Origin of the sequence: Collinsella aerofaciens (assembly GCF_018785265.1) — a bacterium.
GTDB classification, from domain to species: domain Bacteria; phylum Actinomycetota; class Coriobacteriia; order Coriobacteriales; family Coriobacteriaceae; genus Collinsella; species Collinsella aerofaciens_AI.
This window is the reverse complement of record NZ_WQPK01000044.1, coordinates 3,999-30,936: the sequence shown is the minus strand read 5'-3', so window position 1 is coordinate 30,936 and position 26,938 is coordinate 3,999. Positions and strand designations below refer to the sequence as shown.

Sequence of the window (26,938 nt, the reverse complement as noted above, 5' to 3'; positions counted from 1 at the left end):
CTTCGATTTTCGCCTTGCGGTTCATCGTGTTTTTACTGGGCTTGCATTATAGCGATTGCCCTGCTGTTTGTGGTACGGAAACGGTGGCATTCAAAAGAGGTGGGACATTTGTCCCACCTTTGAGTCGTTCTTTGCCGCTATCCGCACACACCGCATTTTGCACAGGCCGAAAGTGCGGCCGGAGCCTGCGCGATGCCACCCTTTGCCGTCTCGCGCAGCGTGGCCGGTAAAGCGTGGCCCACCGAGAGCATGACGTGTGCCATCTGGTCAAACGGTACCAGGCTCTTAATGCCGGCGAGGGCGAGTTGTGCCGAGCTAAAGGCCGCAGCCACGCCGATGGCGTTACGGTTTTGGCAGGGCACCTCCACGAGGCCGCCTACAGGATCGCAGACCAGGCCCAGCAGGTTGCTCAGCGCGATGGAACTGGCGTCGAGCGCCTGCTCGGGCGTGCCGCCGAGCATCTGCACCAGTGCGGCGGCTGCCATGGCGGCGGCGCTTCCCACCTCGGCTTGGCAGCCGCCCTCGGCGCCGGCAACGCAGGCGCTTGTGGTGAGGTTGAGGCCGATGGCGGCTGCGCAGTAGAGCGCGTCCATGACCTGCTCCTCGTCGAGCTGCAGGCGATCGGCGAGCGCCAGCACGCAGCCGGGCACAACACCCGCGGATCCTGCCGTCGGAGCTGCGACGATTACGCCCATCGTGGCCGAGCGCTCGAGCACGGCCATGGCGCGGGCTACGGCGTCGGTCTGGACGGTGCCCATCAGGCTCGTGCTCAAATCGTTGCGGCCGGTGGCATCGACGAGTTTGGCCTCGCCGCCGATAAGCCCGCCGAGCGATCGCTGCGGATTGGCGATGGGGGCCGTGGTCTCCTCCCGCATGACGTCGAGCACGCGACGCATGGCGTCGACGGCGTGGGCTTCGCCGGTCAGGCGCGCCTCACGCACGGCCATGACGGCGCCGATGCTGAGCCCCAGTTCCTCGCACGCATCGAGCAGCTGCTCGCCGTCGTCGAAGATCTCCTTGGCCGAGACGCCGGGGGAGAGCGACGAGGCAGAACCGGGGAGCTCGATAAAGGTCGCGTAATCGACATTGTCGAGCTTGCGTAACATGGGGACGACGGTGTCGTCGGGCGCACCGTCGGTCTCAAAGACGGAGTAGGCCTGGCCGCCCACTTCGGTTCGGTAGGTGCGGCAGAAGGCGATGTTCACGTGGGCGTAGGCGAGCAGGTTCGTGAGCGCGGCGAGCACGCCGGGAACGTCCTTGTGCGCCACGAAGAGCGTGGAATACATGCCCGAGATGTCGACGCCGACGCCGTTAATGCGGCTGATGCGCATCTTGCCGCCGCCCAGGCTCTCGCCGCGGACCTGCGCCGTGGCGCCCGTGTCGTCGACCATATCGATGTCGACGGTGTTGGGGTGGATGGAGGCGTCGTCGCCCTTGATGTCAAAGTGATATTCGAGGCCCTGCTCGCGAGCGAGGTCGAAGGCCTGCTTGATGTTCTCGTCATCGGTGTCGAGGCCCAGGATGCCCGCGACGAGCGCACGGTCAGTGCCGTGGCCGCGGTAGGTGTGGGCGAAGGAGTTCCATAGGCCAAAGGTGACTTTGGCGATGCGGCCTTCTAACAGGCTGGCGGCAACTTGGGCGCAGCGCAGGGCGCCGGCGGTGTGTGATGAGCTGGGGCCGACCATGACGGGGCCCAAGATCTCGAATGCCGAGGTCGTAGCTAGTGTTTGCGGCTTGCCTGCCATGGATGCTCCTTATCTATCCCGTCGTCCCGAGGGGCGGGGCATACTTGTCCCGTCGTTCCGAGGGCTTTGGTATTTGGTCGCCTGCTCTACAGTCCTGGCTCGCACGGAGGCCACATTAAGTGGCCTCCGTCTCGTGCGGAACTCGCGATCGACCAAATACCAAAGCCCTCGGAACTTAGGATACATGGTTGGAGTCGCTCTGCTGCAAAATTTATCGGCCTGTGATTTATTCCATGTCCCAGGTAGGCTCATCTTCACCACCTTTAAATAAAAAAGAAGTACCGGTTGGGGCCGGTACTTCTTTTGGTGCGTTGTTATTTGGCTGTAGCTTTTCTCGCAAGCTTACAGGCCGCAGGCTGCCGTGAGTTCTTCGACTCGGTCGGTTTTTTCCCAGGTGAAGTCGGCGTCTTCTCGGCCGAAGTGACCGTAGGCTGCCGTCTTTTCGTAGATGGGGCGGCGCAGGTCTAGGTCGCGGATGATTGCGCCCGGGCGCAGGTCGAAGGTCTTCTCTACGGCCTCGACGATCTTGTCCTCGGCAACATGTGCGGTGCCGAAGGTGTCGACCATGATTGAGAGGGGCTTGGAAACGCCGATGGCGTAGGCAAGCTCGACTTCGCAGCGGTCGGCCAGACCGGCGGCGACCACGTTCTTGGCTACCCAGCGCGCGGCATACGCGGCGGAGCGGTCGACCTTGGTGCAGTCCTTGCCGCTAAAGGCACCGCCGCCGTGACGGCCATAGCCGCCGTAGGTGTCGACGATGATCTTACGGCCAGTCAGTCCCGTGTCACCCATAGGTCCGCCCACGACAAAGCGACCGGTGGGGTTCACGTAGATGTCGGCGTTGTCCCACGGCATGTTCTCGGCGGCCATGACCGGGGTGATGACGTGCTCGATTAGGTCGGCCTTGATCTTGCCCATGTCCTCGATCTCGGCGGCGTGCTGCGTGGAGATGACGATGGTCGTGACCTCGACGGGCTTGCCGTCCTTGTAGCGCACGGTGACCTGGGTCTTGCCATCGGGACGCAGATAGGCGAGGGTACCGTCGTGACGCACGGCAGCCAGGCGCTCGGCCAGGCGGCTTGCCAGGTAGTGAGGCATGGGCATGAGGGTCTTGGTCTCGTTGGAGGCGTAACCGAACATCATGCCCTGGTCGCCGGCACCGATCAGGTCGATCGGGTCGGTGGTAGCGCCGGTCTGGGTCTCGAAGGACTCGTCAACGCCCTGAGCGATATCGGGTGACTGCTCATGGATGAGGCTCATAACGCCGCAGGTATCGCAGTCAAAACCGAATTTGGCACGGTTGTAGCCAATGCGGCGGATAACGCCGCGGGCGATTTCCTGAACGTCGACGTAGGCCTGGGTGCGAATCTCGCCGGCGACGATAACGGTGCCGGTGGTCACGAGGGTCTCGCAGGCGCAGCGGACGTTCTCCACGTTGGCGGGCACGCCGTTGGGGGCGATGTAGCCCTGCTCCTGCAGCTCTATTTCTTTGGCGAGGATTGCGTCGAGGACGGCATCGCTGATCTGGTCAGCGATCTTATCGGGATGACCTTCGGTCACCGACTCCGACGTAAAAACAAAGGACCCGTGTTGGGGTGGGATGGAACGAAGTTCTTCTGACATGATTGTCCTTTCAAAAACGTGTCCCGCGACCGTTACCATTCCGCCGGGCTCTCTATGCAAGGGCACATCATAACGCGTAAATCAAACATTCACACCCTTTCCGCACCTACTCATTGGGGACAGACTTAAATGACCAGCCTTAAACTAAGAACGTCTCCAACGACTGGTCATTTAAGTCTGTCCCCAATGATTGGGTCGGTGCCCTTTGTGCGGAGGTTGCTTTGATGCTTTATACTGATGCGGTTAGACATCCATCCTGCAATCGAGGAGATTTCCATGGCATCAGACGTTCGCGTCCGCTTTGCACCCTCACCGACGGGCAAGCTGCACATCGGCGGCGCCCGCACCGCTATCTATAACTGGGCTTTCGCCCGCGCAAACGGCGGCACGTTCATCCTGCGCATCGACGACACCGACCCCACCCGCTCCACCGACGAGAACACGCAGATTATCCTGCGCGCCATGCGTTGGCTGGGCCTGGACTGGGACGAGGGTCCCGAGGTGGGCGGCGACTTTGGCCCCTACGCCCAGACCGAGCGCCTGGACCTGTACAAGCAGGCCGCCCAGAAGCTTTGGGACGAGGGCAAGGCCTATCCCTGCTTCTGCACCAAGGAGCAGCTCGACGCCGACCGCAAGGCCGCGCAGGAGCGCAAGGACCCCTTCCAGGGCTATCAGCGCCGTTGCCGCGATCTTGATCCCGAGGAGGCCCGCCGCCGCATCGAGGCCGGCGAGTCCTACGTCCTGCGTATTAAGGTGCCCGAGGACCGCGGCGACGTCGTCATCCACGACGCCGTCCACGGCGAGGTGACCTTCGACGCCAAGGAGCTCGACGACTTTGTCATCTTCCGCTCCGATGGCACGCCCACGTACAACTTCGCGACCGTCGTCGACGACGCCATGATGAAGATCACCCACGTCATCCGCGGCGACGACCACCTGTCCAACACCCCGCGTCAGGTCATGGTCTACGAGGCCCTCGGCGCGCCCGTGCCTACGTTCGCCCACATCTCCATGATCTTGGGTGCCGACGGCAAGAAGCTCTCCAAGCGCCACGGCGCCACCTCGGTGGAGGAGTACCGCGACGCCGGCTACCTGTCCGACGCCTTCGTCAACTACCTGGCGCTGCTCGGCTGGTCGCTCGACGGTGAGACCACGATCATCCCGCGCGATGTCCTGGCCAGCAAGTTCTCGCTCGACCGCATCTCTAAGAACCCGGCGACCTTCGACCCCAAGAAGCTCGATTGGGTCAATGCCGAGTACATCAACGGCATGTCCGATGCTCAGTTTGCCGACGAGATCATGGTCCCCGAGCTGCACGAGGCGGGTCTCATCGAGGGTAATGTCGAGTACGGCGAGGATTGGATCGATGCGCTTGCCGCCATCGTCAAGCCGCGCACCAAGATGCCGGCCGACGCCGTGACCGTCGCCGCTCCCATCTTTGCCACGGCCGAGACGCTCGAGTATGACGAGAAATCCGTCAACAAGGGCCTGGCCAAGGAGGGCATGGGTGTCATTCTGGATGCCTCCAAGGCCGCGCTCGAGGGTGTGAACGAGTGGACGGCTGCCAACATCGACGCCGCGCTTGAGCCGCTGCCCGAGCAGATGGACCTTAAGAAGCGCGTGGTGTTCCAGGCCGTGCGCGTCGCCGTCTGCGGCAACATGGTGAGTCCTCCGCTGGGCGAGACCATGGCGCTCATCGGCCGCGACGACTGCCTGGCGCGCATCGACCGCGCCCGCACGATGGCGCTGTAATCGCTGCGCAAACGTATGTATCCGAGCCCCGTTCACCCCGAGCGGGGCTCTTGTTTCTGTAGACGTATGGGATAGGAGGTGCTGGGGCTATGGCCGATCAACTGTCGCTGTTTGGTTCGCCGGAACCTGAGGAGACTACGGTGGTACCGGCATCCGCTGCTGCCCCGGCAAAGCCCGAGCCTGCGCCTGAGCCCATCGCCGCCTACGCGAGTGTGGTTCTTGACATCCCCACCCGTGCGCTGTCCGAACCATTTGCTTACGGCATTCCCGAGTCCCTTGCCAACGACGCCCAGGTCGGATCGACGGTCCTGGTCCACTTTGGCACCCGTGCCGCCGCAGGCTACATTGTCGACATCGCGCCCGAGCTGGCCAACCTGCAAGGTAACGACGCCCTCGACCCCGTGCGCATTAAAGCCATCGAGGCTATCCTCAGCAAGCCGCTCTTTACCGCAGAGGCCGCCCGCATCGCGCGCTGGATGAGCCGCGAGTACGTCGCAACGCTTTCCGAGTGCCTGCGTTTGTTCTTGCCCCCGGGTGGAAGCCCGCGCGTGGTCAAGGGCGATGACGGCGCATGGTCGGTTGAGCGTCCCACCGTCAAGCCTATTCAAAACCGCTGGGTCATGCTCACGCCCGAGGGTTTCGACTACACGCCGCCCAAGACTGCCGTTCGCCAGCGCCAGCTTATCGAGGCGCTCCAGTGCGGCCCGGTTACGACGCGCGACCTCAACCTGCTCTACAACAGTATGTCTGCGACCATTAAAGCGCTCGAAAAACGTTGCGTTGTAGTGGTGGAGGAGCGCCGCGCCTGGCGTGGATGCAGCGAGCAGACCACGCTGTCCTCGGCAAGCGGCAAGGCGCCGGTCTCCCTTACCAACGGCCAGCAACAGGCACTCGCGCAGATTGAGCGCGCCCGTCTGGACGCTCATGGCGACGTGGTGCTGGTCGACGGCGTCACCGGCTCCGGCAAAACCGAGGTTTACCTCTCCGCCATCGAACGCGTACTCGCGGCTGGCCGCTCAGCCTGCGTGCTCGTGCCCGAGATATCGCTGACGGCCCAGACCGTCGGCCGCTTCCGCTCTCGCTTTGGCGAGACGGTCGCCGTGTTCCATTCGCGCCTCTCGGCCGGCGAGCGCCTGGACCAGTGGGATATGGTCGCCAGCGGTGCCGCACGCGTGGTCGTGGGCGCCCGCTCGGCGCTCTTTTGTCCGCTCAGCGACTTGGGCCTCATCATCATCGACGAGGAGCACGAGACCAGCTACAAGCAGGGTTCCAGCCCGCGCTACCACGCGCGCGAGGTGGCGGCCGAGATGGCGCGCCGCTACCGCTGCCCGCTCGTGTTGGGCTCCGCCACGCCTTCTGCCGAGGCCCTCGACCGCTGCCGCCGCGGCACGTACAACGGTGCCACCTGGACGCGCGTCGAGATGCCCGAGCGCCCGGGGCATGCCGTGCTGCCCACGGTTCGCATTGCCGACCTGCGCCGCGAGTTCTCGCACGGCAGTCGCTCCATGTTCTCAAAACCGCTGATGGAAGGCCTGGAACGTGTGGTCGAGCGCCGCGAGAAGGCCGTGCTGCTGCACAACCGCCGTGGCTTTGCGCCATTCCTGATGTGCCGCGAGTGCGGCTGCGTCCCCACCTGCAACCACTGCTCCACCGCGCTTACGTATCACGAGCGCACGCACACGCTGCAGTGTCACACCTGCGGATCGTCCTGGCGCGTGCAGCCGTATCCCGCGCCCACGAGCCGCTGTCCCAAATGTGGAAGTCGCTACCTGGCAAAAATGGGTCTAGGCACGCAGCAGATCGAGGACGCACTGCACCAGATGCTTCCCGAGGATGTCGCCATTATTCGCATGGATGCCGATTCCACGCGCGGCAAGGATGCGCACAAAAAGCTGCTCGAGCAGTTCGATGCGGCCGATTGCGCCGTGTTGCTGGGCACCCAGATGATCGCAAAGGGTCTCGACTTTCCTGAGGTCACGCTCGTGGGCGTGGTCAATGCCGACTTCGCCCTCAAGCTGCCCGACTTTCGCGCAGGGGAGCGCGCCTACGACCTGCTGGAACAGGTGGCGGGCCGTGCCGGTCGCGGCGATCGCCCCGGCGAGGTTATCATTCAGACCTACCTGCCCGAGGATCCGGTCATTCGTGCCGTCGCCGAGCACAATCGCTCGATCTTTACCGGCTACGACCTGGACCAGCGCCGCGACGCCCTGTATCCGCCGTTTGTTCGCCTGGTCAACATTTTGGTGTGGTCGGCGAACCGAGACGACGCGCAAGACTACATCGGGCGCATTGCAAAGCTTCTTAAGCGCCGCTGGCATGCCGCCGCGCCCGACTTTTTGCGGGCGGGGAGTGCCGTGCCCCAGGTGCTGGGCCCGGCTTCGTGTGTAATCGAGAGAGCCAAGGACCGTTACCGCTTCCATCTGCTTGTGAAGTCGCCCGTGGGGTACCATGTCTCTGACGATATCGACGCCTGCCTCAAAGAGGTGGGCTCTGTACGCGGCGTGAGCGTGAGCGTTGACGTCGACGCCTATGATTTGATGTAACAACCCGAAAGGATGGCCATGGAAGCCAACGGAATCGTACTGTCGCCCGACCCTCGTCTTCGCCAGGAGTGCGCCGTCATCGAGGAGATCACCCCGGCAATCGAGGCGCTTGCCGAGAAGATGAAGAAGATGATGTTCGAGAACGGCGGTTGCGGCCTGGCTGCCCCGCAGATCGGCGAACTCATTCAGCTCGTCACCATCGACTGCGACTACAGCGACAAGAACGACTACGACCCGTACGTACTTATCAATCCCGTCATTGTTGAGCAGAGCGATCATCTGGTGCCGTTTAGCGAGGGCTGCCTGTCCATCCCCGGCATTAGCTGCGAGATCGAGCGTCCCGACCATGTCGTCGTCGAGGCGTACGACTTGGACGCCAACCTGATTCGCTACGAAGCCTCGGGCGATCTGTTCTGCGTGTGCCTGCAGCACGAGATCGACCACCTGCACGGCAATACCATGTTCGAGCGCCTTAAGCCGATGCAGAGGATCAAGGCAGTCAAGGAGTACCAGGACGCCCTGGCCCGCGGCGCTCGACCGGGCGAAACGGAGTAGGTCCCACCGTCCCCGGTGCTGAGCCCCCACATATCATCCCGTGCTCAAACATTCTCGCTTTGCTGCGAAACTGCGCGCGGGACGATATGTGGGGGCTCAGCACCGGGGACTGCGTTGTTCTGGCTCGGTTCGCCCGGGTGCCGTCGGGCTAGGGAAGGGCGTCTTCGCTGATAGGTGCTTTGCTGAAAGAGCTGCTTTTATTGCGGCTCTTTCTTTGGTTTTGGGTATATTTGTTCTTGTTGAAATGTTATTGCGGATGGGCTGGGTACTTTGCTTTCCGCTGTTATTTATAGCCGTCTCGGCTTTGGTTGAGAGGAGACGTCCTTTATGCGTATTGTGTTTATGGGCACGCCTGATTTTGCGGTGCCTTCGTTGACTTCGCTTGTCGAGGCTGGTAACGAGATTGCGCTTGTTGTTACTCGCCCCGATGCTGTTCGTGGGCGTGGTAAGAAGCTTGAGCCTTCTCCTGTTAAGGCCAAGGCGCTTGAGCTGGGGTTGCCGGTTGTTGAGGCTAATCGCATGACGCCTGAGGTTGTTGAGGCACTCCAGACTGCCCAGGCTGACATTTTCTGCGTGGCCGCCTATGGCTGCATTTTACCGGATGACGTGCTGCATATGGCGCCGCTTGGTATTGTGAATGTCCATGCTTCGCTGCTGCCTCGTTGGCGTGGGGCTGCTCCTATTCAGCGTGCCATCCTTGCTGGTGATGAGGTTGCTGGCGTTTCCATTATGCGCATTGGGCATGGCGTGGATACTGGTGCTTATTGTGCTCAGGCTTCCACGTCCGTTGCCGGTAAGCATGCCGAGGCGCTCACGATGGAGCTTGGTGAGCTTGGCGGCAAACTGCTTGCCGATACGCTTCCTTCTCTTGCCGATGGCACCGCCGTGTGGACCGAGCAGGATGAGACGCTCGTTACCCATGCTGCCAAGATTTCCAAGCTGGAGATGCGTCTGGATCCGCAGATGGCGGCGCTCGATTGCGTGCGTCATGTGCTCGCTTCGTCCGATACCGCGCCTGCCCGTTGCGTGATTGCCGGTAAGTCGGTTCGCGTGCTCGATGCTGCGCCGGCCGATGTGTCGCTTGGCGAGGGCGCTGTTGCCGTCAAGAGCAAGCGTGTCTACCTGGGCCTTTCTGATGGCGCGGTTGAACTGCTCGAGGTTAAGCCCGATGGCAAGCGTGCCATGGCTGCTTCTGCCTGGGCTGCCGGTCTGCAGGGTGCCGAACTTAGCTGGGGTGTACTGTCATGAGCAAGTTGTCTCCCGCGCGCAAGCTTGCGCTCGATGTGTTGATGGAGGCCGATCGCCGCGGTATGTACGCACGCGACGTGTTGTCTTCCCGTGCTTCCGCCAAGGCCATTGACCAGCGTGATTCAGCTTTTGCCGCTCGTTTGGCGCTCGGTGTTGCCGCCACGCAGGGCAGTTTGGATGAGCTGCTCGATCAGTTTTTGGATAAGCCCAAAAAGGTCGCGCCGCGCGTTCGTATGGCGCTTCGCATCTCGGCCTTCGAGATGCTCTATCTGCATACGCCGGGCCGCGTTGCCGTGAGTCAGGGTGTTGAGCTGGTTCGCAGCGGTGCTAAGTCTGCCGCGGGCTTGGCTAACGCGGTGCTGCACAAGGTTGCGGACAACGTTGAGGACTTTGCCACTGCGTCCGATGTGGATGAGTCTGAGCGACGCTTGGTTCGTTTGTCGCGCCTGATGGGTCTGCCGCGTTGGCTGTGCGCTCGTATTATGGCGTCGTTTGACACGCCCGAGGGTGCGCTTAACTTTGCCGGCAACTTGGCACCTGCGCCGCTGGCCCTGCATGAGAACGCCTTTGCGACTAAGTCCGATCCGTATATCTCGCAGCTCGTCGCGCCGGTCTTCCCGGGCTGCCATGCCCCGGTTGATGCCCAGGTTACCGTTGCTTCGGGTGTGTTTGAGCGTGCTGCCGCGGTGGCATCTGATCTCAACGCGCAGCTTATCGCTACAGCTGCCACGCGCCCTGGTAACTGCCTTGAGATTGGTGCCGGTCGTGGTACCAAGACCTATGTGATGATGTGCCAAGCCAAGCGTGCGGGCTATGAGCGTCAGCATACGGCGCTCGATCTGCATGATCGCAAGTGCGATCTGAATCTCGCTCGCCTGCATAAGGCCGGTATTCAGGGCGTTCGTACGGTTTCGGGTGATGCCTGCGAGCTTGATGAGGTGCTCACATCGTTTGATGCCATGCTTGGCGAGCCTGCCCTGTTCGACACGGTGTTTATCGATGCGCCGTGCTCTGGCACCGGCACCATGCGCCGTCATCCCGAGATACCGTGGCGTCTGACCGAAAAGGATGTAACGGTTGAGCTGCCCAAACTGCAGCTTACGATGCTCAAGGAAGCCGCCGCGCGCGTGGCTGCCGGCGGCGAGCTCATCTATGCGACGTGTTCGGTTTTCGACGAGGAGAACACGCAGGTGGTGGACGCGTTCCTAGCCTCTCCCGAGGGTGCCGGTTTTAGCCTGGAGCCGCTCTCCGAGGCGCAGATTCTGCAACTCCCCGAGTTCAATCAGGCCAAGAAGCTCGTATCCGTACGACAGGACGATCGAGGCCTCTTCCAAAGCGTGCCGGTAAACGCCGATTCCTACGACGGTCACTTCTGCGCCAGACTGGTCCACAAGTAACTACTAAGTTGCGGTGAAATAGGGATTGAATAGCGGCTTCAGCCCACCAAACAGTCCTTATCTCACCGCAACTCATAGAGCCACCTATAGCGCAAAGAATCAGCCCCGCGATCGGTGTCGGTCGCGGGGCTATTTGGTTTCTAGTGGCTATGCGGGCAGTTGGCGCAGCAGCCGCTCGTGGCGCTGGTGCTGGAGCCGCCGCTTCGCTGGTCGGTGTTGTAGAAACCGCTGCCCTCAAATTTAATGCCGCTGGCCGAGAACGTCTTGGCCGCCGGGGCACCGCAGCTGGGGCACACGACCTCGGGAGTCTCGGACATGGGATGCTCAACCTCAAACACGTTGCCGCAGCTCGAGCACTTGTAATCGTAGCGCGCCATAATACTTCCTTTTCAGCACAAAGCGGGCAGATTACTCTGCCCGCAAAAATTCAAACATCTGTAACTGTACCCTATATCGGGGCTTTTATCACGCTTCGCCCCAGAATCTATGGTTGTTGCGCAGGAGCTGTGCGGTTTTGTTCTCGGCGGCTGCAATGTCTGCCTCGTCAGCCTGCCAGGTCCAGTTGCCCGTGGCCACGCCCGGAACGTTCATGCGCGCGTCGTCGCCAAGCCCCAGGACATCCTGCAGCGGCATCATCACCAGGGGAGCGTCGCTTGCCAGCGCGTCGCTCATCAGCTTGGCCGCCACCTCAACACCGCTCGGTTCATCGCCGCCCGCAAAGGAACGCGTACACCAGCCGGCCAGCGTCGACGTATCGTGCGTCGAGGTGTACAGAATCTTGCCGGGCGTGGGATGCACACCGCAACGAACGTCGTAGTCGCTAAACTCCAGCACGTCCATGCCGGGGAAACCGCAGGTCGATGCCATGGCGCGAACACCGGGCGTCAGATAGCCCAAGTCCTCAGCGATAAAGTTGAGCGGACCCAGCTCGTCATAAGCGGTCTGGAACAGGTCCTTGCCCGGTCCCGCCAACCAGCGACCTTCGGCGCAAGCCTTGCCTGCGGGGATACTGAAGTAGCTGTGGAATCCCAGGAAGTGATCCAGGCGCACGCGGTCGTAGAGCGAGAACGCGCGACGCAGGCGATCCATCCACCAGCTATAGCCGTTCTGCTTCATGTGGTCCCAGCGGAACGTCGGGTTGCCCCACACCTGGCCCTCGGGCGCAAAGTTGTCGGGCGGTGCACCGGAAATCTCAATCGCCTTGCCGGTATCGGACAGCCAGAAGTTCTCGGGTTCGCTCCACGCGTCTGCCGAATCGTCGGACACGTACATAGGAATATCGCCGATAACCTCGATGCCCTTCTTGTGCGCATAGTTCATGAGCTCGCACCAAGCCAAGTCAAAGCGGTACTGCATGTACGCCTGAAGCTCGGCCTCGTTGTGAAAGCGCTTGTCGTCGATCAGATGCTCGTTGTAGCGCGCGACATCTGCCGGCCAATCATGGCGCGACTCGCCCTCAAAGTACTTCTTAACGGCCATGTAGACGCAGTATTTCTCGAGCCAATCGGCATTGCGATGTTTAAACGCAGTGTACAGCGGATCGGCATCCTCGCCGCCGCGGGCCTTCCAGGTCTCAAAGTCGGCTGCCAGCTCCTCGTGGCTCTCGGGTAGCAGGTTGATATTGCCTGCAAAGGCCGAAGGACCGGCGTAAGGGGAGCGGAAGAAGTCCGTGGGGTTGACGGGGAGAACCTGCCAGTAGCGCATGCCCATGGCGGCCAGATGGTCGATAAAGCGACGCGTGGGCGCGCCGATCGTACCGGGCTTGCCGTCGTCGGTCGGCACCGATGTGATATGGCACACAACACCCGCACCGTGATCGAGCGGCTCCTGCAGGCGCTGCTCGGCGTGGTGATAGATGATCGACGAACCCAGCGGGTACAGGTCGAGCGTGACCGTGCCGTTGTGGATCTCGCACTCGTGACCGCTAATCACATCGCTCGCGCATTCGCCGAGCGCCGGAATCGTCACGCGGTGTGAATTGCGCAGGCTGCGGTTGATGATGACGGTCGCGGACTCGCCGTCTTTACCGGTGCGCGTATAAGCGAGTACTTCGTCATTGAGCGCAAAGGCCTTGATTTCACCGTCGATCATAAACGGCAACGCGCGGCGCACAGCAGATGCGTTCTTGACGATCGCAAGCGTATCGAAGTCGTGCAGGTTTTCCTTGGTCGGCATGGTGCGACGATTGCCCGGATCGGTGAGACCCTCCAAGCCGTACTCGTCACCGTAATAGATCGAGGGAACGCCCGGGAACGTCATCTGCATGAGCGTCGCCAGCCAAAAGCGGCTCTTGGCCAGGCCCATGGAGTTCTCGTCCAGGCGCCATTTGCTGCGCTCACTCTCGGGCAGCTGCGACTCGTCAGGGCCGCCGCCGAGCACCGAGATAATGCGCGGACGGTCGTGGCTCGAAAGCAGATTAAGCGCGCAAGACAGGGCCTCACGCGGATAGTTCTCGCGCAAGGTCTCGATATCCTCGGCAGCTTGGTAGGCGTTTTTGTAGCCCATCAAAAAGCCGATGACCATATCGCGGAAGGGGTAATCCATGGCCGAGTCGAGCTCAGAGCCTTGCAGATAGCGACGCAGATGACCGTAGCTGATCTTGTTGGAGGCATCTTCCCAGACCTCGCCGAGCAGCAGCGCGTCGGGCTTCTCGGCGAGCACAGCTTTTTTGATCTCAGCTAGGAAATCGTCGGAAAGCTCGTCGGCCACATCCAGGCGCCAACCGTGAGCGCCGGCGCGCAGCCATTTGCGGATCACGCCGTCCTTGCCCAGGAGCCTCTCGCGTACCAGTTCGGAGCTCTCATTGATGGCGGGCATATTGCCCACGCCCCACCAGCAGTCGTACGAGCCGTCCTCGTGGAAATAAAACGCATCACGCCACGGCGAATCCTCGCTCTGCCACGCGCCCACGCCGGGGTAGTTGCCGTAGCGGTTGAAGTAGATCGAATCGTCGCCCGTGTGGTTGAACACACCGTCCAGAATGATGGAAATGCCCAGCTTCTCGGCCGCCTCGCACAGCTCGGTAAAGTCCTGCTCGGTGCCCAGAATCGGATCGATCTTGGTGTAATCGGCGGTGTCGTAGCGGTGGTTGCTCGCGGCTTCAAAGATGGGGTTGAGGTAGATGGCCGTAAAGCCCAGCTCGGCGATGCGGGGCAGGTCTTTCTGAATGCCCTTGAGCGATCCGCCGTAAAAGTCCCAGGTCTTGATGGAGCCGTCCTCGGCGCGCTCGTACACAGGCGGCTCGTTCCAGTCCTCGACCATGCGGCGCTGAATGCCCTTACGCGGCTTTTCGACCTCGGCCAGCGTGCGCTCGCGCCAGTGCTCGTCGCGGGCATAGCGATCGGGGAAGATCTGGTAGACCATACCGCGCTCGTACCAGGTGGGACGGTTCTCACGGTGTTTGTAGACGGTGACCTGGAATGACGGCACCTCAGCGTAGTCGTAGGTTACGCCTTCGCCGCCGGTGCGGCCCTGTGGTGCGCCCAGGCGAACCTCAGGCTGGCCTTCGATATTGCAGATAAAGCTGTACCAGATAAGACATGGTTCAGTGCACTTGAGTTCTACGCTAAATATGCCGTCGCCCTCGTGCGTCATGGGATACAGAGACTCACCGATATCATCGACCCAGGTGCGCAGCGTAAGCGTTGCCTGCGCGGGGTCGGCATCCTCCAGAATCACGGAGAGCGAAAGGGTAGTTCCTGTGGTCACAGCGCCAAACGGAGTGCGAAACTGCGGCAGACGGCTGTTGTGTATCAATCTCATAGTACGGTCCAGTTCAATAGAATCATGACCTGCTGGCCATGGGCTTTACGCACAGGATGTAAGTATATCTGTTGCACACAGGCTGTATAAACAACATCCGTTTACCATCGGCGAACGGTTGTCCTAGAAAATCGTTTTACCAACTATCCACAGATAAGGGGCGCCCGGTTGGAGCGCCCCTTGATAAGGGTTTGATGAGGTTTTGGATCGTCTGTGGACTAGCGGCGCTTGCGGGTGGCCGTTGCCTTGCGGACGGACGTCTTCTTGGTCGGAGCCTTTTCCTCGGCCGGAGCGGCGGGGGAGACCGGGGTCTCTTTGGCAGGCTCGGGCTTAGCCTCTGCCTTCGGGGCGGCCTTGACCTCAGCGGTCTTCGGCGCCGGCTTGGCCTTTACCTCGGCCTTGGGCTCCACTTTGGCAGCAGCGGGCTTAGCCTCTGCCTTGGGAGCAGCAGCCTTGGTCGTGGTCTTCTTGGCCGTCGTCGTGGCACGCTTGCGCGTGGTGGTCTTGGCGGCCGGCTTGGCTTCGACGGATGCCTCGGCCTTGGTCTCGGCGGGCGTCTCCTCGACTTTGGCGGCCGGCTTTGCGGCTGCCTTGGTCGTGGCGGCCTTCGTGGTCGTTGACTTCTTTGCCGTGGTCTTCTTGGCTGCCGTTGCCTTCTTGGCGGTCGTGGTCTTGGACGCGGTCGACTTCTTGGCAGTGGACTTGGCCGGAGCCTTAGCGGCCGGCTGGGCCTCGGCGGCCTCTGCCTTTACCTCGGGAGCAGCCTCGACATCGGCGGCCTTCTTGGCAGCGGCGGTCGTGCGCTTGCGCGTGGTCGTTGCCTTGGCAGCCGTTGTTTTTGTCGTGGCAGCCTTGGTCGTCGTAGCCTTCTTAGCGGTCGTCTTGCGGGTCGTGGTCTTCTTAACTGCGGGCTTTGCAGCGGGCTTGACTTCGGCCTCTGCCTCAGGAACAACCTCAGCCTTCACCTCAGGCTCGGCCTTTGCGGGCTCAGCCTCAACCGGCATCTCCTCGGTCTTGGGCTTCTCGGCGGCCACCGGCTCAGCTGCAGCCTCAGGCTCGTCGACAACAGCCGCCGGCCTCTCAATCTCCGGATGCATAAAGAAGTACAGGTCCAGATACTTATCGGCCGAGCGCGTCCAGCTAAAGTCCTGGCTCATGGCCTGCGTGACCAGCTGGTTCCAGGCGTCGCGGTTATCCCAGAACAGACGCGCCGCGCGGAATACCGCATCGCCCATCTCGTCGCCGTTAAAGTTGCTAAACGAGAAGCCCGTGCCCTCGCCGGTAAACTCGTTGTACGGCTGCACGGTGTCCTTCAGGCCACCGGTCTCGCGAACAATCGGCAGCGTGCCGTAGCGCATGGCGATGATCTGCGACAGGCCGCAGGGCTCAAACTTCGAAGGCATCAGGAACATGTCGGCGGCGGCATACATGCGCTGCGACAGCGCCGGATCGAACTCGATGCGTGCGGCCATGGTGCCGGGGTACTTGTCCTGGAAGTAGCGCAGGCCGTCCTCGTAGTCGCGGTCGCCGGTGCCCAGCACCGCCACCTGCACGCCGCCGGACAGGATGCGGTCGAGCGCGTACATGACCAGATCCATGCCCTTCTGGCGCGTCAGGCGCGTGACCATCACCATGAGCGGACGGTCGTCGCGAACCTCGAGGCCCAGTTCCTCCTGCAGCTTGGCCTTGCACACGGCCTTGCCGGAACGGTCCTCCACGGTGTAGTTGGCGGCAATGCGCTTGTCGGTCGCCGGGTCAAAGCCCGCAACGTCAATGCCGTTGAGGATGCCCTGCAGCGCGTAGGAGCGCTCGCGCAGCACACCGTCCAAGCCCTCGCCAAACTCGGGCGTCTGGATCTCGTTGGCATAGGTGGGGCTCACCGTGGTGATGGCATCGGCATAGTGCAACGCGCCCAGCATGTAGTTGATGCTGCAGGCGTCGCAACGCAGCTGCGAGGCGGCCGCCGGAATGTGCGCCACACCAAGGATGTCCTCCATCACGGTGTCGCTAAACTGGCCCTGGAACGCCACGTTGTGGATCGAGAACACGGTCTTGACGCGGTCATACAGCGGCAGGCCCTGGTAGAACTCGCGCAAAAACACGGGCGCCAGCGCCGTCTGCCAGTCGTTGCAGTGCAGGATGTCGCACTCAAAGCCGGCGGGCAGGTGCTGCAGGCTCTCGGTGATGGCCTTGGAGAAGAACGCAAAGCGCTCGCCGTCGTCAAAGAAGCCGTACGGATAGTCGCGCGCGAAGTAGCGCTCGTTGTCGATGAACATATAGGTGACGCCGTCGTGCTCGAGCTTCTCGAGTCCGCAGTACTCATTGCGCCAGCCCAGGCTCACGTAAAAGTCGGAGAAGTGCTCCATCTGCGACTTGTACTCGTCCTTGATGGTGGCGTACTTGGGCACCATCACGATTACTTCGGCGCCGGCGCGCACAAGCGCCGCAGGCAGCGAGCCCGCCACGTCGCCCAGGCCACCGGTCTTCACAAACGGTGCGCACTCGGCCGAGGCAAACACGATCTGCATCTTTTTGCTGGAATCAGCCATATTGTCTCCCTGTTGCAATTCGAGAATAGCCGCCTGGCGCAAACCGGGCGGCTATTCTACGTGTTACGAGCGATGTTGCGGTGCCAAAGCTAGCTCGCGTTGGTGATATCAGAAGTTAACGGGGCCTTTCCCAGCACCAGGATGTTCTCGGGCGTGCCGCGAAGCTCGGTGTTGGTGGGAACCACGTTGTTCTTGTCCAGGATTGCATTCTCAACGCGGGCGCCGCTCTTGATGACGCAGCTCTGGTTGATGATCGAATTGGTCACCGAGGCGCCTTCCTCAACCACAACGCCGCGCGACAGGATCGAGTTGCGCACGGTGCCCTTGATGATGCAGCCGGCCGAGATGATCGAGTTGCACGCGTGGCTACCGGTCGCGTAGCGCGAAGGCGGCACGTCGTGAGCCTTGGTCAGGATCGGGCGCTCGGGGTCAAAGAGCTGGTCGGCCACGGTCTGGTCGAGCAGGTCCATGCTGCGGCGATACAGTGACTTCTCGCTAAACACGCCCACGACCTCGCCCTTGTACTCGTAGCTGCACACGTCGATGTTGCCAAAGTCGCCCTGGAGTGCCTCGAGCAGGTCCAGATAGTCGGCGGCCTGGTAGTGATCGATGATCTCGAGCAGCGTCTCGCGGTTGACGATGCAGCAGTCCATAGAGGCGTTGTCGCCGTACACGACGCCAGCGCTCACGCCCGTCAGGCGGCCGTTCTCGTTGATTTCGAGTTTGGTCTCGTCGTCGACGTTGTGCGTGGCCTTGCAGTACACCACGGTCATCTGGGCGCCGGAGTTCTCGTGCGCGTCGATGATGGTGTTGAGGTCCATGTTAAAGATGATGTTGGTGCCCATCATCACAACATAGGGCTTGTCCGAGCGCTGGAACAGCGTCTTGTTGGAGATGATGTCGCGCAGCAGGAAGCGCATGCCGCCCTTGGTGGTGCCATACGCGTTGCCGGGCACCATGAACAGGCCGCCCTTCTTGCGGTCCAGGCCCCAGTCCTTGCCCGAACCCACGTGGTCGATCAGCGAGCGGTAATTGCCCGGCATGACGACGCCGACGGTCTTAATGCCGGCATTCATCATGTTGGACAGCGGGAAGTCGATCAGGCGGTAGCGGCCTAAAAACGGAACGGACGCGATGGGGCGGTCCTTGAGCAGCACGCTGCCGTAGGTCGAAGAGTAGTTAGCGGTGATATAACCGATGGCCTTGCGATTGATCATCGGATCATTCCCCCTTCCCGATAACGACGTCATTTCCAACGACGGCCGTATCCTTGGTGGTATCGACAGAGCCGAGCTTCACGCCCTCTTCGACCGTGGAGTTCTCGCCCAAAATAGCGCGGCAGATGTGCGCGCCGCTCTTAACGTGCGCACCCGGCAGCAGCACGGAGTCCTCGACCACGGCGCGCTCCTCGATGATGACATCGGTCGAAAGGATCGAGTGGCGAGCGGTGCCGTAGATCTTGCAGCCGTTGGAGACCAGGCAGTCGTCCAGGCGGCCGTCCGGACCAATGTAGTGCGGCGGACGCGTGGTGATGTTGGACATGATGGGGAAGTGCTTGTCGAACAAATCGAACTCGGGGTTGTTGCCCAGCAGGTCCATCGAGGTCTCGTGGAAGCTGGCGATGGTGCCGACGTCCTTCCAAAAGCCGTGGAACTCGTAGCTGTACAGGCGTTTGCCCTCGCCGAGCAGTTTGGGGATGATGTCCTTGCCAAAGTCGTGGCTCGAGCGCTGGTCTAGAGCGTCCTCTTCGAGCGCCTCGATCAGCACGTCGGCCGAGAAGATGTAGATGCCCATGGACGCGAGGTTCGAATCGGGCTTATCGGGCTTCTCGGTGAACTTGGTGATGTGGCCGTCCTCGGGGTCGGTGGTCAGGATGCCAAAGCGGCTGGCCTCTTCCCACGGCACGGGCATAACGCTCACCGTGAGGTCGGCGTTGTTCTCAATGTGCGTCTTGAGCATCTTGCGGTAGTCCATTCGATACAGGTGATCGCCCGAAAGAATCAGGACGTACTTGGGGTCGTTGGCCTTGATGTAGTCGAGGTTCTGCGTAATGGCGTCGGCCGTGCCCGCATACCATGCGCCGCCGGTCTGCGTCTCGTACGGCGGCAGGATCGAAACGCCGCCGTCGCGGCTGTCCAGATCCCAAGCCTCGCCGGAGCCCACGTAGGCATGCAGCAGGTAGGGGCGATACTGCGTCAGAACGCCCACCGTGTCGATGCCCGAGTTGGAGCAGTTGGAGAGCGAAAAGTCGATAATGCGGAACTTGCCACCAAAGCTAACCGCCGGCTTGGCGATCTTTTGGGTGAGTGCCCCCAATCGGCTGCCCTGTCCTCCTGCGAGGAGCATCGCGATGCATTCTTTCTTACTCATCGATTTCTCCTTCTGTCATCGATGTTCCTAAACCCATTAGCGACGGGCGCGGCGCAACGTCACGCCCGTCGAGTAATGCCGTGCTGGCATAGGGGAGCTCGCGCGCCTTTAAGCGTGCCAGATCTCGTCGCGGTACTCGCGAATGGTGCGGTCGCTCGAGAACCAGCCGCTCGAGGCGGTGTTGAGCAGGGCCTTGCGGTTCCAGGTCTCCTGGTCGCCATAGCTGCCGGTGAGTTTCTCCCATGCATCCACGTAGCTGCGGAAGTCTGCCATGACCAGGTCGGGGTCGTTGTTGTTCATGAGCTCGTTGTAGATGCTTTCGAAGTTGCCCGAAAGACCCGCAAAGGTGTTGTCCTTGAGCTCGTCCATCACGCGGCCCAGGCGCTCGCGGTCGCCGTTGAGGGTATCCCACGCAAAGTAGCTGTTGGATGCCCAGAGCTGCTCGACCTCGGGGGCGGTCAGGCCAAAGATGGCCTCGTTCTCGCGGCCGGCCAGGTCGGCGATCTCGATGTTGGCGCCGTCGAGGGTGCCCAGCGTAATGGCGCCGTTCATCATGAGCTTCATGTTGGACGTGCCCGAGGCCTCTTTGCCGGCCGTGGAGATCTGCTCCGAGATCTCGGCGGCGGGGTAGATGAGCTGGGCGTTGCTCACGCGGAAGTTTGGGATAAAGCAGACCTTCATGACCTCGTTGACGCGCGGGTCGTTGTTGATGACATCGGCCACGGAGTTGATCAGACGGATAGTCTCCTTGGCAAAGGTGTAGCTCGAGGCAGCCTTGCCGCTAAAGATGAAGGTCGTCGGCGTCACGTGGAAGTTGGGATCGGCGATGCGACGGTTGTAGATGTCCATCACCTTCATGATGTTCATGAGCTGGCGCTTGTAGGCATGGAAGCGCTTAACCTGAACATCGAAGACGGTGTTGGGGTCAATGACCAGACCGGTCTCGGCCTTAACGTAGGCGGCCAGACGCTCCTTGTTGGCGCGCTTGGAGGCACCCACGGCCTTCAGGAACTCGGTGTCGTCCTTAAACTCCTTGAGCTTCTCCAGTTCAAAGGCGTCCTTCAGCCAGCCGTCGCCAATAGCCTCGGTCACGAGCTTGGCGTAGGTGGGGTTGGCCTCGGCAAAGAAGCGACGGTGCGAGATGCCGTTGGTCTTGTTGGTGAACTTCTCGGGCGTGAGGGCATAGAAGTCCTTGAGCACGATGTTCTTGATGATGTCGGAGTGGATCTTGGCCACGCCGTTGACGCTGTGGCTGCAGATCACGGACAGGTTGGCCATGCGGATCTCGCCGTCCCACAGGATGGCGGTCTGGCGCAGACGCTCCTGCCAGCCCTCCTGCGTGGTGTCGAACGACTCGTGCCAACGACGGCTGATCTCGTCGATGATCTGGTACACGCGGGGGAGGAGCTTGGAGAACGTGCCGATGGGCCACTTCTCCAGAGCCTCGGGCAGAATGGTGTGGTTGGTGTAGCTCACAACCTGCGTCACGATGTTCCAGGCGTCGTCCCACTCGAGCTTCTTCTCGTCGATGAGGATACGCATGAGCTCGGGGCCGCACATAGCGGGGTGCGTGTCGTTGGTATGGATGGCCACAAACTGCGGCAGCAGCTCCCAGTTCTCGCCGTGCTCCTTCTCAAAGGTGTCGAGCAGGCTGTAGATGCCGGCCGATACAAACAGGTACTCCTGCTTCAGGCGCAGCAGACGGCCGTGCTCGCCGGCGTCGTTGGGGTAGAGGATGGCGCTGATGGCCTCGGCCTCGGCGCGCTCGGCGTCGGCCAGGGCGTAGTCGCCGCGGTTGAAGGCCTCAAGGTCAAAGTGCTCCTCGACCGGCTCGGCGGCCCAGACGCGCAGCTTGTTGACGGTCTCGCCGGCATAGCCCACGACGGGAATGTCATAAGGGACGGCCAGGATGTCCTGCGTATCCACCGTGCGGTAGAACGTGCGGCCATTCTCCTCAAAGCCCTCGACGTGGCCACCAAACTTAATGGTCACGGCCTTGTCCTGACGACGGACTTCCCAAGGATAGCCGTGGGTGAGCCACTCGTCGGTGGCCTCGACCTGGCTGCCGTTGACGATCTCCTGCTTAAACAGGCCGTAGCGGTAGCGCATGCCGTTGCCGTAGCCGGCAATGCCCTCGGCTGCCATGGAATCCAGGAAGCATGCGGCCAGACGGCCCAGGCCACCGTTGCCCAGAGCCGGATCGGGCTCCTGGTTCTCGATGACGGACAGGTCAAAGCCCATGTCGTCGAGCGCCTCGGCGACCATGTCGCGCACGCCAAAGTTGAGCAGGTAGTTGTCGAGCAGGCGGCCGATCAAAAACTCGATCGAGAAGTAGTACACGCGCTTCTTGCCCTCCGCGGTGACGCGGGCGTCACTCTTGGTGGCAACGGTGCGCGCCTTCTCGGCCACGAGCTTGGCCAGGGCGTTAAAGCGGTCGAGGTCGCTGGCGGCCTCGATGCTCTTGCCGCTGATGCTCATGACGGCATCGCGATAGAGCTCGGTAAACTCCTGCTTGTTGTCGAAGATCTTATTCATACGTTCCTTTCCCCCGGGGATGTTTCTCCCGGAACGGTTATGACTTGTATCCTACGCCCTCGCGGGGCGGGTAATTACAGCTGTAACGGCTTTGTTACGCATCCTTGCCGGATGCTTTAACAGCGCCTGCCTTAGCCTTGGGAGCAGCCTTTTTATTGGTTGCCTTCTTGGCCTTGGTCTTAGCCGTAGCCTTGGCAGCGGGCTTGGCGGTCTTCGCCTTAACCGGAGCCTTCTTGGCAGCCGCGGGCTTGGGCTTTACCGAGGACGTGCGCTTGCGCGTCGCCTTCTTGGGGGCCTCATCCACGGGCGGCTTGTAGCTACTGGGACCGCGGCGTTTAAGCACCACGCCTGCCAGGCCGGGCACCTTCATCTCGATAGAGTCCATCTGCCCGTTCCAGGGATAGGGCTCGCTCGAGCAGGTGTAGGGTTCCTCACCGGCGTATCCGCTGCCGCCAAACTCGGGACGGTCGGAGTCAAAGATGACCTCCCAGTCACCCTCACGCGGTACGCCCACGCGGAAGCTCTCGTAGCTTGCCGGGTCAAAGTTGATCAGGATCACCAGGTCGTCATCGACGTCCTCGCCCTGACGCACAAAGCTCACGATGGACTGCTTGGAGTTGTCCGCGTCGATCCAGGTAAAGCCGTCGTCGGTATAGCCGCGCTCGTACAGGGCGGGCTCGGCGGTGTACAGGTGGTTGAGCGCCTTGATAAACGCCTGATGATGACGGTGGGTCTCGTACTCGTCGGTCAGGAACCACTGAATGGACTCGTAGTAGCGCCATTCAATAAATTGGCCGATCTCGTTGCCCATAAAGTTGAGCTTGGCACCGGGGTGCGTCATTTGGTAGAAAGCCAGCGTGCGCAGGCCGGCAAACTGGCGCCACCAGTCGCCCGGCATGCGGCCGATGAGCGAGCACTTGCCGTGCACGACCTCGTCATGGCTCAGCGGGCAGATGAAATTCTCGGTAAAGGCGTACATGATGGAGAACGTGAGCAGGCCGTGGTTGCCGGGACGCCACGGAAAATCGGTCTGCATGTAGTGCAGGGTGTCGTTCATCCAGCCCATGTCCCACTTGTAGTGGAAGCCTAGGCCGCCGTCCTGCGGCGGATAGGTCACGAGCGGCCACGCGGTGGACTCCTCGGCCATCATCATCACGTCGGGGTAGTGCGCCTCCACGGCGCAGTTGACCTGGCGAATGAACGCGCTGGCGTCCAGGTCCTCCTCGGTACCGTACTTGTTGAACTTCTTTTGGCCGGGATCATCGATGCCAAAGTTGAGGTACAGCATGCTGGACACGCCGTCCATGCGAATGCCATCCACGTGGAAGTTCTCGAGCCAATACAGTACGTTGGAGACCAGGAAGGAGCGGACCTCGCCGCGGGCGAAGTCAAACTTGTGCGTGCCCCAGTTGGGGTGAATCTCGTGCTCAAACAGCATGTGACCGTTAAAGGTGGCAAGGCCGTGGGAGTCGGCGCAAAAACCGCCGGGCACCCAGTCCATAATCACGCCGATACCCGCCTCGTGGCACGCATCGATAAAGTGCATGAGCTGCTGCGGGTTGCCGTAGCGCGATGTGGCGGCATAGTAGCCGGTCGTCTGGTAGCCCCAGGAGCCGTCGAAGGGATGCTCCATGAGCGGCATGACCTCGATATGCGTATAGCCCATGTCGCGCACGTAGTCCACGAGCTCCACCGACAGGTCGTCGTAGGTGTAAAACTCGCCGCGCTGCGCGGGGAAGGGGTCCATGGGACCGGGGTAGTTGCCGTACTCGTCGGGCTCGCCCTGCGGCGCGTCACCGTGGCGCTTCCACGAGCCAATATGCACCTCGTAGATGTTAAGCGGCTGCGACATATGGTTGTGACCGGCGCGGCGCTTGAGCCACGCGGCGTCGTTCCACTTGTAGCCATCGAGGGTCCACAGCACGCTCGCGGTACCCGGAGGGCACTCGGCCTTAAAGGCATACGGATCGGCCTTGTAGAGCTTTTCACCCTCGTTGGTCTCAATAAGATATTTATAGAGCTGACCCTGCTCGGCGCCAGGAATAAAGCCTTCCCAAATAGCGCTCGTATGCACGGGCACCAGCGGGTTGGCCTGCTCATCCCAGTCGTTAAATTCACCAATGACATGGACACTCTTTACGTCGGGCGCCCAAACGCAAAAGCGCCAGCCGCGCGTGCGCTGCTGCGTGTCGGGATGCGCGCCCATCTTTTCCCAGCTGCGCTCCCACATTCCAATGCCAAACAGGTAGACATCGTCCTTGGAGAGCTCCGGTGTGTGCGGAGCCGGTTTGCGGGTTGCGGGCTTTTTAGCCGTTGGCTTTAGCTTTGTATCGCTCACGTTTGATCCCATCATGACGCGGCAGCGTGTTGCCTTGGTGACTAGATGCGAAAGGTCCAAGGCTGCACGAATCGAAGGGACGGCGAAGTTTCAGTGATTCGTTCCACCTCGCGTGCTCGGTGGAACTTTCGGCAGAAACTACGATAACACCTGTGCGTTAGTTTTATGGACGAAAGCGGATTTGCGGGGGCGTTTAATCGGTAAGCGACATGTTTATACCACTGGCAGAATTGCTGTGGTAAAACTCTTGACAGTTTTACCAATTAGGGTTTCAAAATTGTTAGCCTGACGTTTGGTAAAACTATTTTAGCAGGTTGTTTACCATTTGACATCGAAAGGTACGTTTATGTCCCATACCGCCGCTCCCAAGGTTGCTTTTATTTTCGATTGCGACGGCACACTGGTTAATAGCACCCCCGTTTGGGCCTATGCCCAGCCCGAATTATTGCACCGCCACGGTGTCGACGTGACGGTCGACGATTTTGCCCAGTTTGAGCATCTTTCGCTCGAGGACGAATGCCAGGCCTACCACGACACGTGGGGCACTGGCGATAATGGCGAGGAGCTCTACCGCGAGCTGAGCGGCATCCTGATCGATGGCTACTCCAAGGTGCCGCCGCGCGAGGGCCTGCTTGCATTTTTGAAGCAGGCGAAGGAAGCCGGTATTGCCATGTGCGTCGCCACGTCCACGCCGGCCGAGTTGGTTACGTCTGCGCTTGCGGGCGCCGGGCTCGATGCCTACATGGAGTTTATTACCACCACGGGCGAGGCGGGACGTTCCAAGCAGTTCCCCGACGTATACGAGCTGGCGCTGCGCCGTTTGGAGGAGCGTCACGGGCACAAGTTTGAGCGCGCATGGGTGTTTGAGGATGCGGTCTTTGGCCTTAAGAGCTCCGGCGCCGCCGGTTTTAAGCGTGTAGGTATTTATGACCCACACGGCCGCATGAAGCGGGACGATGTGCGCGCCAACTGCGATATCTTTATTGACAGCTATGAGGAGCTGGATTTGGATCGCGTTCTTGCGTATGAAGGTTAGGCGAAGGCTGTGGCTTGCAAGGTATTAGTGGTCTGCGGCTCACCTGTGGTGGCGAGTGCGGATCTGTTGCGTAGGCTCGCGGGGGAGTGCGACCACGTTGTCGCCGTGGACCGCGGCCTGGATGCGCTGCTGGGAGCGGGGCTGGGCTGCGACGTTTATGTGGGGGATGCCGACACGGTGAGCGATGCAGGTCGCGCGCTGGTCGATGCCGCTACCGACTTTGAAGTTGAGCGCCACGACCCGTACAAGGACTATACCGATCTAGCACTGGCCCTCGATTCCGTTCGCCGCCGCTGGCCGGGTGCCGAAGTGGTTGCGAGCTGCGCCACCGGCGGCCGTCCTGATATGGCGCTTTCCGTACTGGGCTTGCTCGCGGGCTACGATGACGCCCCAGTCTGGATTGCCGAGGACAAGGTAGTCGCCCGCATCCTTCACGGAGGCGAGTCGTGGACCATCGAAGGCGCCGAAGGCAAGACGTTCTCCATCATCGCCATAGCCCCTGGGACGGTAGTAAGCGAACACGGACTAGAGTGGGAACTAGATCACAGCACCCTGGGCCTGTTGGCCGACACGGGCATCAGCAACGTCGTCAGGTCAACAGCCACGATTCAAGTCCATACCGGCACTGCCATCGCTTACCTATATCATTAGGCATTTAGAGTCTGACCAAAAAAGTCCTTGCACGTCGCGCCAACTTCCCCTATAGTATTTCGTCGTCACGGGGGCGTAGCTCAGCTGGGAGAGCGCTTGACTGGCAGTCAAGAGGTCAGGGGTTCGATCCCCCTCGTCTCCACCATCGTGAATACAAAGGCCTTCGGTATTCCGAAGGCCTTTTTTCATGCCAAAATACCTTGCGCCGCAAACCCCTCCTACGTCAACAAAAAGTTGCACAATTTATTTCACATGTCTGTACATAGTTTGTTAGACAAACGCTATTAACAGTGTAGATCGCCGTTCCATTTGGGCATCAGGAACGCGCCTAATCACCGTTAGCATCCCAATAACCTGCATCAATGTGAACAACATCGCAAAACAGCCCCCTTGAACACGCTAAATGAACGAAATGTTGTCCAGTACTGCCCAAATCAGTTTCACTAACAGCTTGTGCTAGGATACATAACGTTACATGAGTTCAACTGTGCTCGCGGCTCCAGCAAGCCATAAAGCGCAGGGTTGATCAGCATCCGGCCGTAACGGCGGTGCCAGAAACACCACGAGCTCCAATAAAGAAGTCATGCGACGTTATTTATTTGCATTGATGTAATTCCAAGGTGCATTTAATAGCTTGCGTGTCAAAGCGTAGTAGTCCTACAGCTGTTTGCGTGCGGTCCAGTTTTGTACCCGCTTGACTGGCTCGCACGCAGCCAGCTGGGGATGCGGTCTTTTTGCGATACACCTCCGCGTCTCTAGCAACTGCTTCTATACATACCGTTCACGGTGGGGCAGAGCCACGTGCTTGTCTGACTGGGCTCAGGGTTTGAATAT

Annotated in this window: 16 protein-coding genes and 1 tRNA gene; 8 read left to right on the top strand and 9 right to left on the bottom strand. The window is 60.9% G+C overall.

Annotation, left to right across the window (positions count from 1 at the left end; genetic code table 11):
* Window positions 1–137 precede the first annotated feature (137 nt).
* Together sdaAA and metK are read right to left on the bottom strand one after the other, a co-directional pair.
* Entirely contained in the window at window positions 138–1,745 is a 1,608-nt protein-coding gene (gene sdaAA, locus GPK42_RS07265; RefSeq protein WP_215694572.1) for an L-serine ammonia-lyase, iron-sulfur-dependent, subunit alpha, read from the bottom strand.
* A gap of 342 nt (window positions 1,746–2,087) precedes the next feature.
* A complete protein-coding gene (gene metK / locus GPK42_RS07260) occupies window positions 2,088–3,368 on the bottom strand; it encodes a methionine adenosyltransferase (protein ID WP_215694570.1) in 1,281 nt (426 codons plus the stop codon).
* Between the two features lie 276 nt (window positions 3,369–3,644).
* Here metK and gltX point away from each other — a divergent pair, with 276 nt between their 5' ends.
* The 5 genes from gltX to GPK42_RS07235 all read left to right on the top strand — a co-directional run bounded on the left by gltX (window position 3,645) and on the right by GPK42_RS07235 (window position 10,863).
* The gene (gene gltX, locus GPK42_RS07255; RefSeq protein ID WP_215694568.1) at window positions 3,645–5,120 is read left to right on the top strand and encodes a glutamate--tRNA ligase; all 1,476 of its coding nucleotides are present in this window, start codon (window positions 3,645–3,647) and stop codon (window positions 5,118–5,120) included.
* Window positions 5,121–5,209: 89 nt separating this feature from the next.
* The gene (priA, locus tag GPK42_RS07250) at window positions 5,210–7,663 is read left to right on the top strand and encodes a replication restart helicase PriA (protein ID WP_252200191.1); all 2,454 of its coding nucleotides are present in this window, start codon (window positions 5,210–5,212) and stop codon (window positions 7,661–7,663) included.
* An 18-nt stretch (window positions 7,664–7,681) separates the two neighbouring features.
* The gene (gene def, locus GPK42_RS07245) at window positions 7,682–8,218 is read left to right on the top strand and encodes a peptide deformylase (protein WP_035138252.1); all 537 of its coding nucleotides are present in this window, start codon (window positions 7,682–7,684) and stop codon (window positions 8,216–8,218) included.
* Window positions 8,219–8,545: 327 nt separating this feature from the next.
* Complete coding sequence (gene fmt / locus GPK42_RS07240; RefSeq protein ID WP_215694566.1) at window positions 8,546–9,466, top strand: methionyl-tRNA formyltransferase; 921 nt, start codon at window positions 8,546–8,548, stop codon at window positions 9,464–9,466.
* Window positions 9,463–10,863 (top strand): RsmB/NOP family class I SAM-dependent RNA methyltransferase, encoded by a 1,401-nt coding sequence (locus GPK42_RS07235; RefSeq protein WP_215694564.1) that lies wholly within the window; start codon window positions 9,463–9,465, stop codon window positions 10,861–10,863. The genes fmt and GPK42_RS07235 overlap by 4 nt, the downstream gene beginning before the upstream one ends.
* 140 nt (window positions 10,864–11,003) lie before the next feature.
* Here the strand turns inward: GPK42_RS07235 and GPK42_RS07230 are convergent, their stop codons facing one another.
* The 7 genes from GPK42_RS07230 to glgB all read right to left on the bottom strand — a co-directional run bounded on the left by GPK42_RS07230 (window position 11,004) and on the right by glgB (window position 24,432).
* Window positions 11,004–11,240, bottom strand: a complete 237-nt coding sequence (locus tag GPK42_RS07230) for an FmdB family zinc ribbon protein (RefSeq protein ID WP_055310612.1) — start codon at window positions 11,238–11,240, stop codon at window positions 11,004–11,006.
* Window positions 11,241–11,328: 88 nt separating this feature from the next.
* Entirely contained in the window at window positions 11,329–14,625 is a 3,297-nt protein-coding gene (locus GPK42_RS07225; RefSeq protein WP_215694562.1) for a 4-alpha-glucanotransferase, read from the bottom strand.
* A 218-nt stretch (window positions 14,626–14,843) separates the two neighbouring features.
* Window positions 14,844–17,174 (bottom strand): glycogen synthase GlgA, encoded by a 2,331-nt coding sequence (glgA, locus tag GPK42_RS07220; protein ID WP_215694560.1) that lies wholly within the window; start codon window positions 17,172–17,174, stop codon window positions 14,844–14,846.
* Between the two features lie 89 nt (window positions 17,175–17,263).
* Complete coding sequence (glgD, locus tag GPK42_RS07215) at window positions 17,264–18,391, bottom strand: glucose-1-phosphate adenylyltransferase subunit GlgD (RefSeq protein ID WP_215694558.1); 1,128 nt, start codon at window positions 18,389–18,391, stop codon at window positions 17,264–17,266.
* Window positions 18,392–18,395: 4 nt separating this feature from the next.
* Window positions 18,396–19,544: a glucose-1-phosphate adenylyltransferase gene (locus tag GPK42_RS07210; protein WP_215694556.1), complete on the bottom strand. Its 1,149-nt coding sequence runs from the start codon at window positions 19,542–19,544 to the stop codon at window positions 18,396–18,398.
* A gap of 108 nt (window positions 19,545–19,652) precedes the next feature.
* On the bottom strand, window positions 19,653–22,079 hold the full coding sequence (locus tag GPK42_RS07205; protein WP_215694554.1) for a glycogen/starch/alpha-glucan phosphorylase: 2,427 nt from the start codon (window positions 22,077–22,079) through the stop codon (window positions 19,653–19,655).
* A 94-nt stretch (window positions 22,080–22,173) separates the two neighbouring features.
* The gene (gene glgB, locus GPK42_RS07200; protein ID WP_215694552.1) at window positions 22,174–24,432 is read right to left on the bottom strand and encodes a 1,4-alpha-glucan branching protein GlgB; all 2,259 of its coding nucleotides are present in this window, start codon (window positions 24,430–24,432) and stop codon (window positions 22,174–22,176) included.
* Between the two features lie 331 nt (window positions 24,433–24,763).
* Between glgB and GPK42_RS07195 the strand changes: the two genes are divergently transcribed.
* The 3 genes from GPK42_RS07195 to GPK42_RS07185 all read left to right on the top strand — a co-directional run bounded on the left by GPK42_RS07195 (window position 24,764) and on the right by GPK42_RS07185 (window position 26,249).
* Window positions 24,764–25,453: an HAD family hydrolase gene (locus GPK42_RS07195; RefSeq protein WP_215694550.1), complete on the top strand. Its 690-nt coding sequence runs from the start codon at window positions 24,764–24,766 to the stop codon at window positions 25,451–25,453.
* Between the two features lie 9 nt (window positions 25,454–25,462).
* On the top strand, window positions 25,463–26,104 hold the full coding sequence (locus GPK42_RS07190) for a thiamine diphosphokinase (protein ID WP_215694548.1): 642 nt from the start codon (window positions 25,463–25,465) through the stop codon (window positions 26,102–26,104).
* A 69-nt stretch (window positions 26,105–26,173) separates the two neighbouring features.
* Window positions 26,174–26,249: transfer RNA gene (locus tag GPK42_RS07185), tRNA-Ala, on the top strand.
* The last annotated feature ends 689 nt before the right edge of the window (window positions 26,250–26,938 follow it).

Coding starts and splice junctions, on each gene's coding strand:
- def (WP_035138252.1), top strand. CDS start 7,682: ATGGAAGCCAACGGAATCGTACTGTCGCCCGACCCTCGTCTTCGCCAG.
- glgA (WP_215694560.1), bottom strand. CDS start 17,174: ATGGCTGATTCCAGCAAAAAGATGCAGATCGTGTTTGCCTCGGCCGAG.
- GPK42_RS07195 (WP_215694550.1), top strand. CDS start 24,764: ATGTCCCATACCGCCGCTCCCAAGGTTGCTTTTATTTTCGATTGCGAC.
- gltX (WP_215694568.1), top strand. CDS start 3,645: ATGGCATCAGACGTTCGCGTCCGCTTTGCACCCTCACCGACGGGCAAG.
- GPK42_RS07235 (WP_215694564.1), top strand. CDS start 9,463: ATGAGCAAGTTGTCTCCCGCGCGCAAGCTTGCGCTCGATGTGTTGATG.
- GPK42_RS07225 (WP_215694562.1), bottom strand. CDS start 14,625: ATGAGATTGATACACAACAGCCGTCTGCCGCAGTTTCGCACTCCGTTT.
- glgD (WP_215694558.1), bottom strand. CDS start 18,391: ATGATCAATCGCAAGGCCATCGGTTATATCACCGCTAACTACTCTTCG.
- GPK42_RS07205 (WP_215694554.1), bottom strand. CDS start 22,079: ATGAATAAGATCTTCGACAACAAGCAGGAGTTTACCGAGCTCTATCGC.
- GPK42_RS07210 (WP_215694556.1), bottom strand. CDS start 19,544: ATGAGTAAGAAAGAATGCATCGCGATGCTCCTCGCAGGAGGACAGGGC.
- GPK42_RS07230 (WP_055310612.1), bottom strand. CDS start 11,240: ATGGCGCGCTACGATTACAAGTGCTCGAGCTGCGGCAACGTGTTTGAG.
- priA (WP_252200191.1), top strand. CDS start 5,210: ATGGCCGATCAACTGTCGCTGTTTGGTTCGCCGGAACCTGAGGAGACT.
- metK (WP_215694570.1), bottom strand. CDS start 3,368: ATGTCAGAAGAACTTCGTTCCATCCCACCCCAACACGGGTCCTTTGTT.
- glgB (WP_215694552.1), bottom strand. CDS start 24,432: ATGATGGGATCAAACGTGAGCGATACAAAGCTAAAGCCAACGGCTAAA.
- fmt (WP_215694566.1), top strand. CDS start 8,546: ATGCGTATTGTGTTTATGGGCACGCCTGATTTTGCGGTGCCTTCGTTG.
- sdaAA (WP_215694572.1), bottom strand. CDS start 1,745: ATGGCAGGCAAGCCGCAAACACTAGCTACGACCTCGGCATTCGAGATC.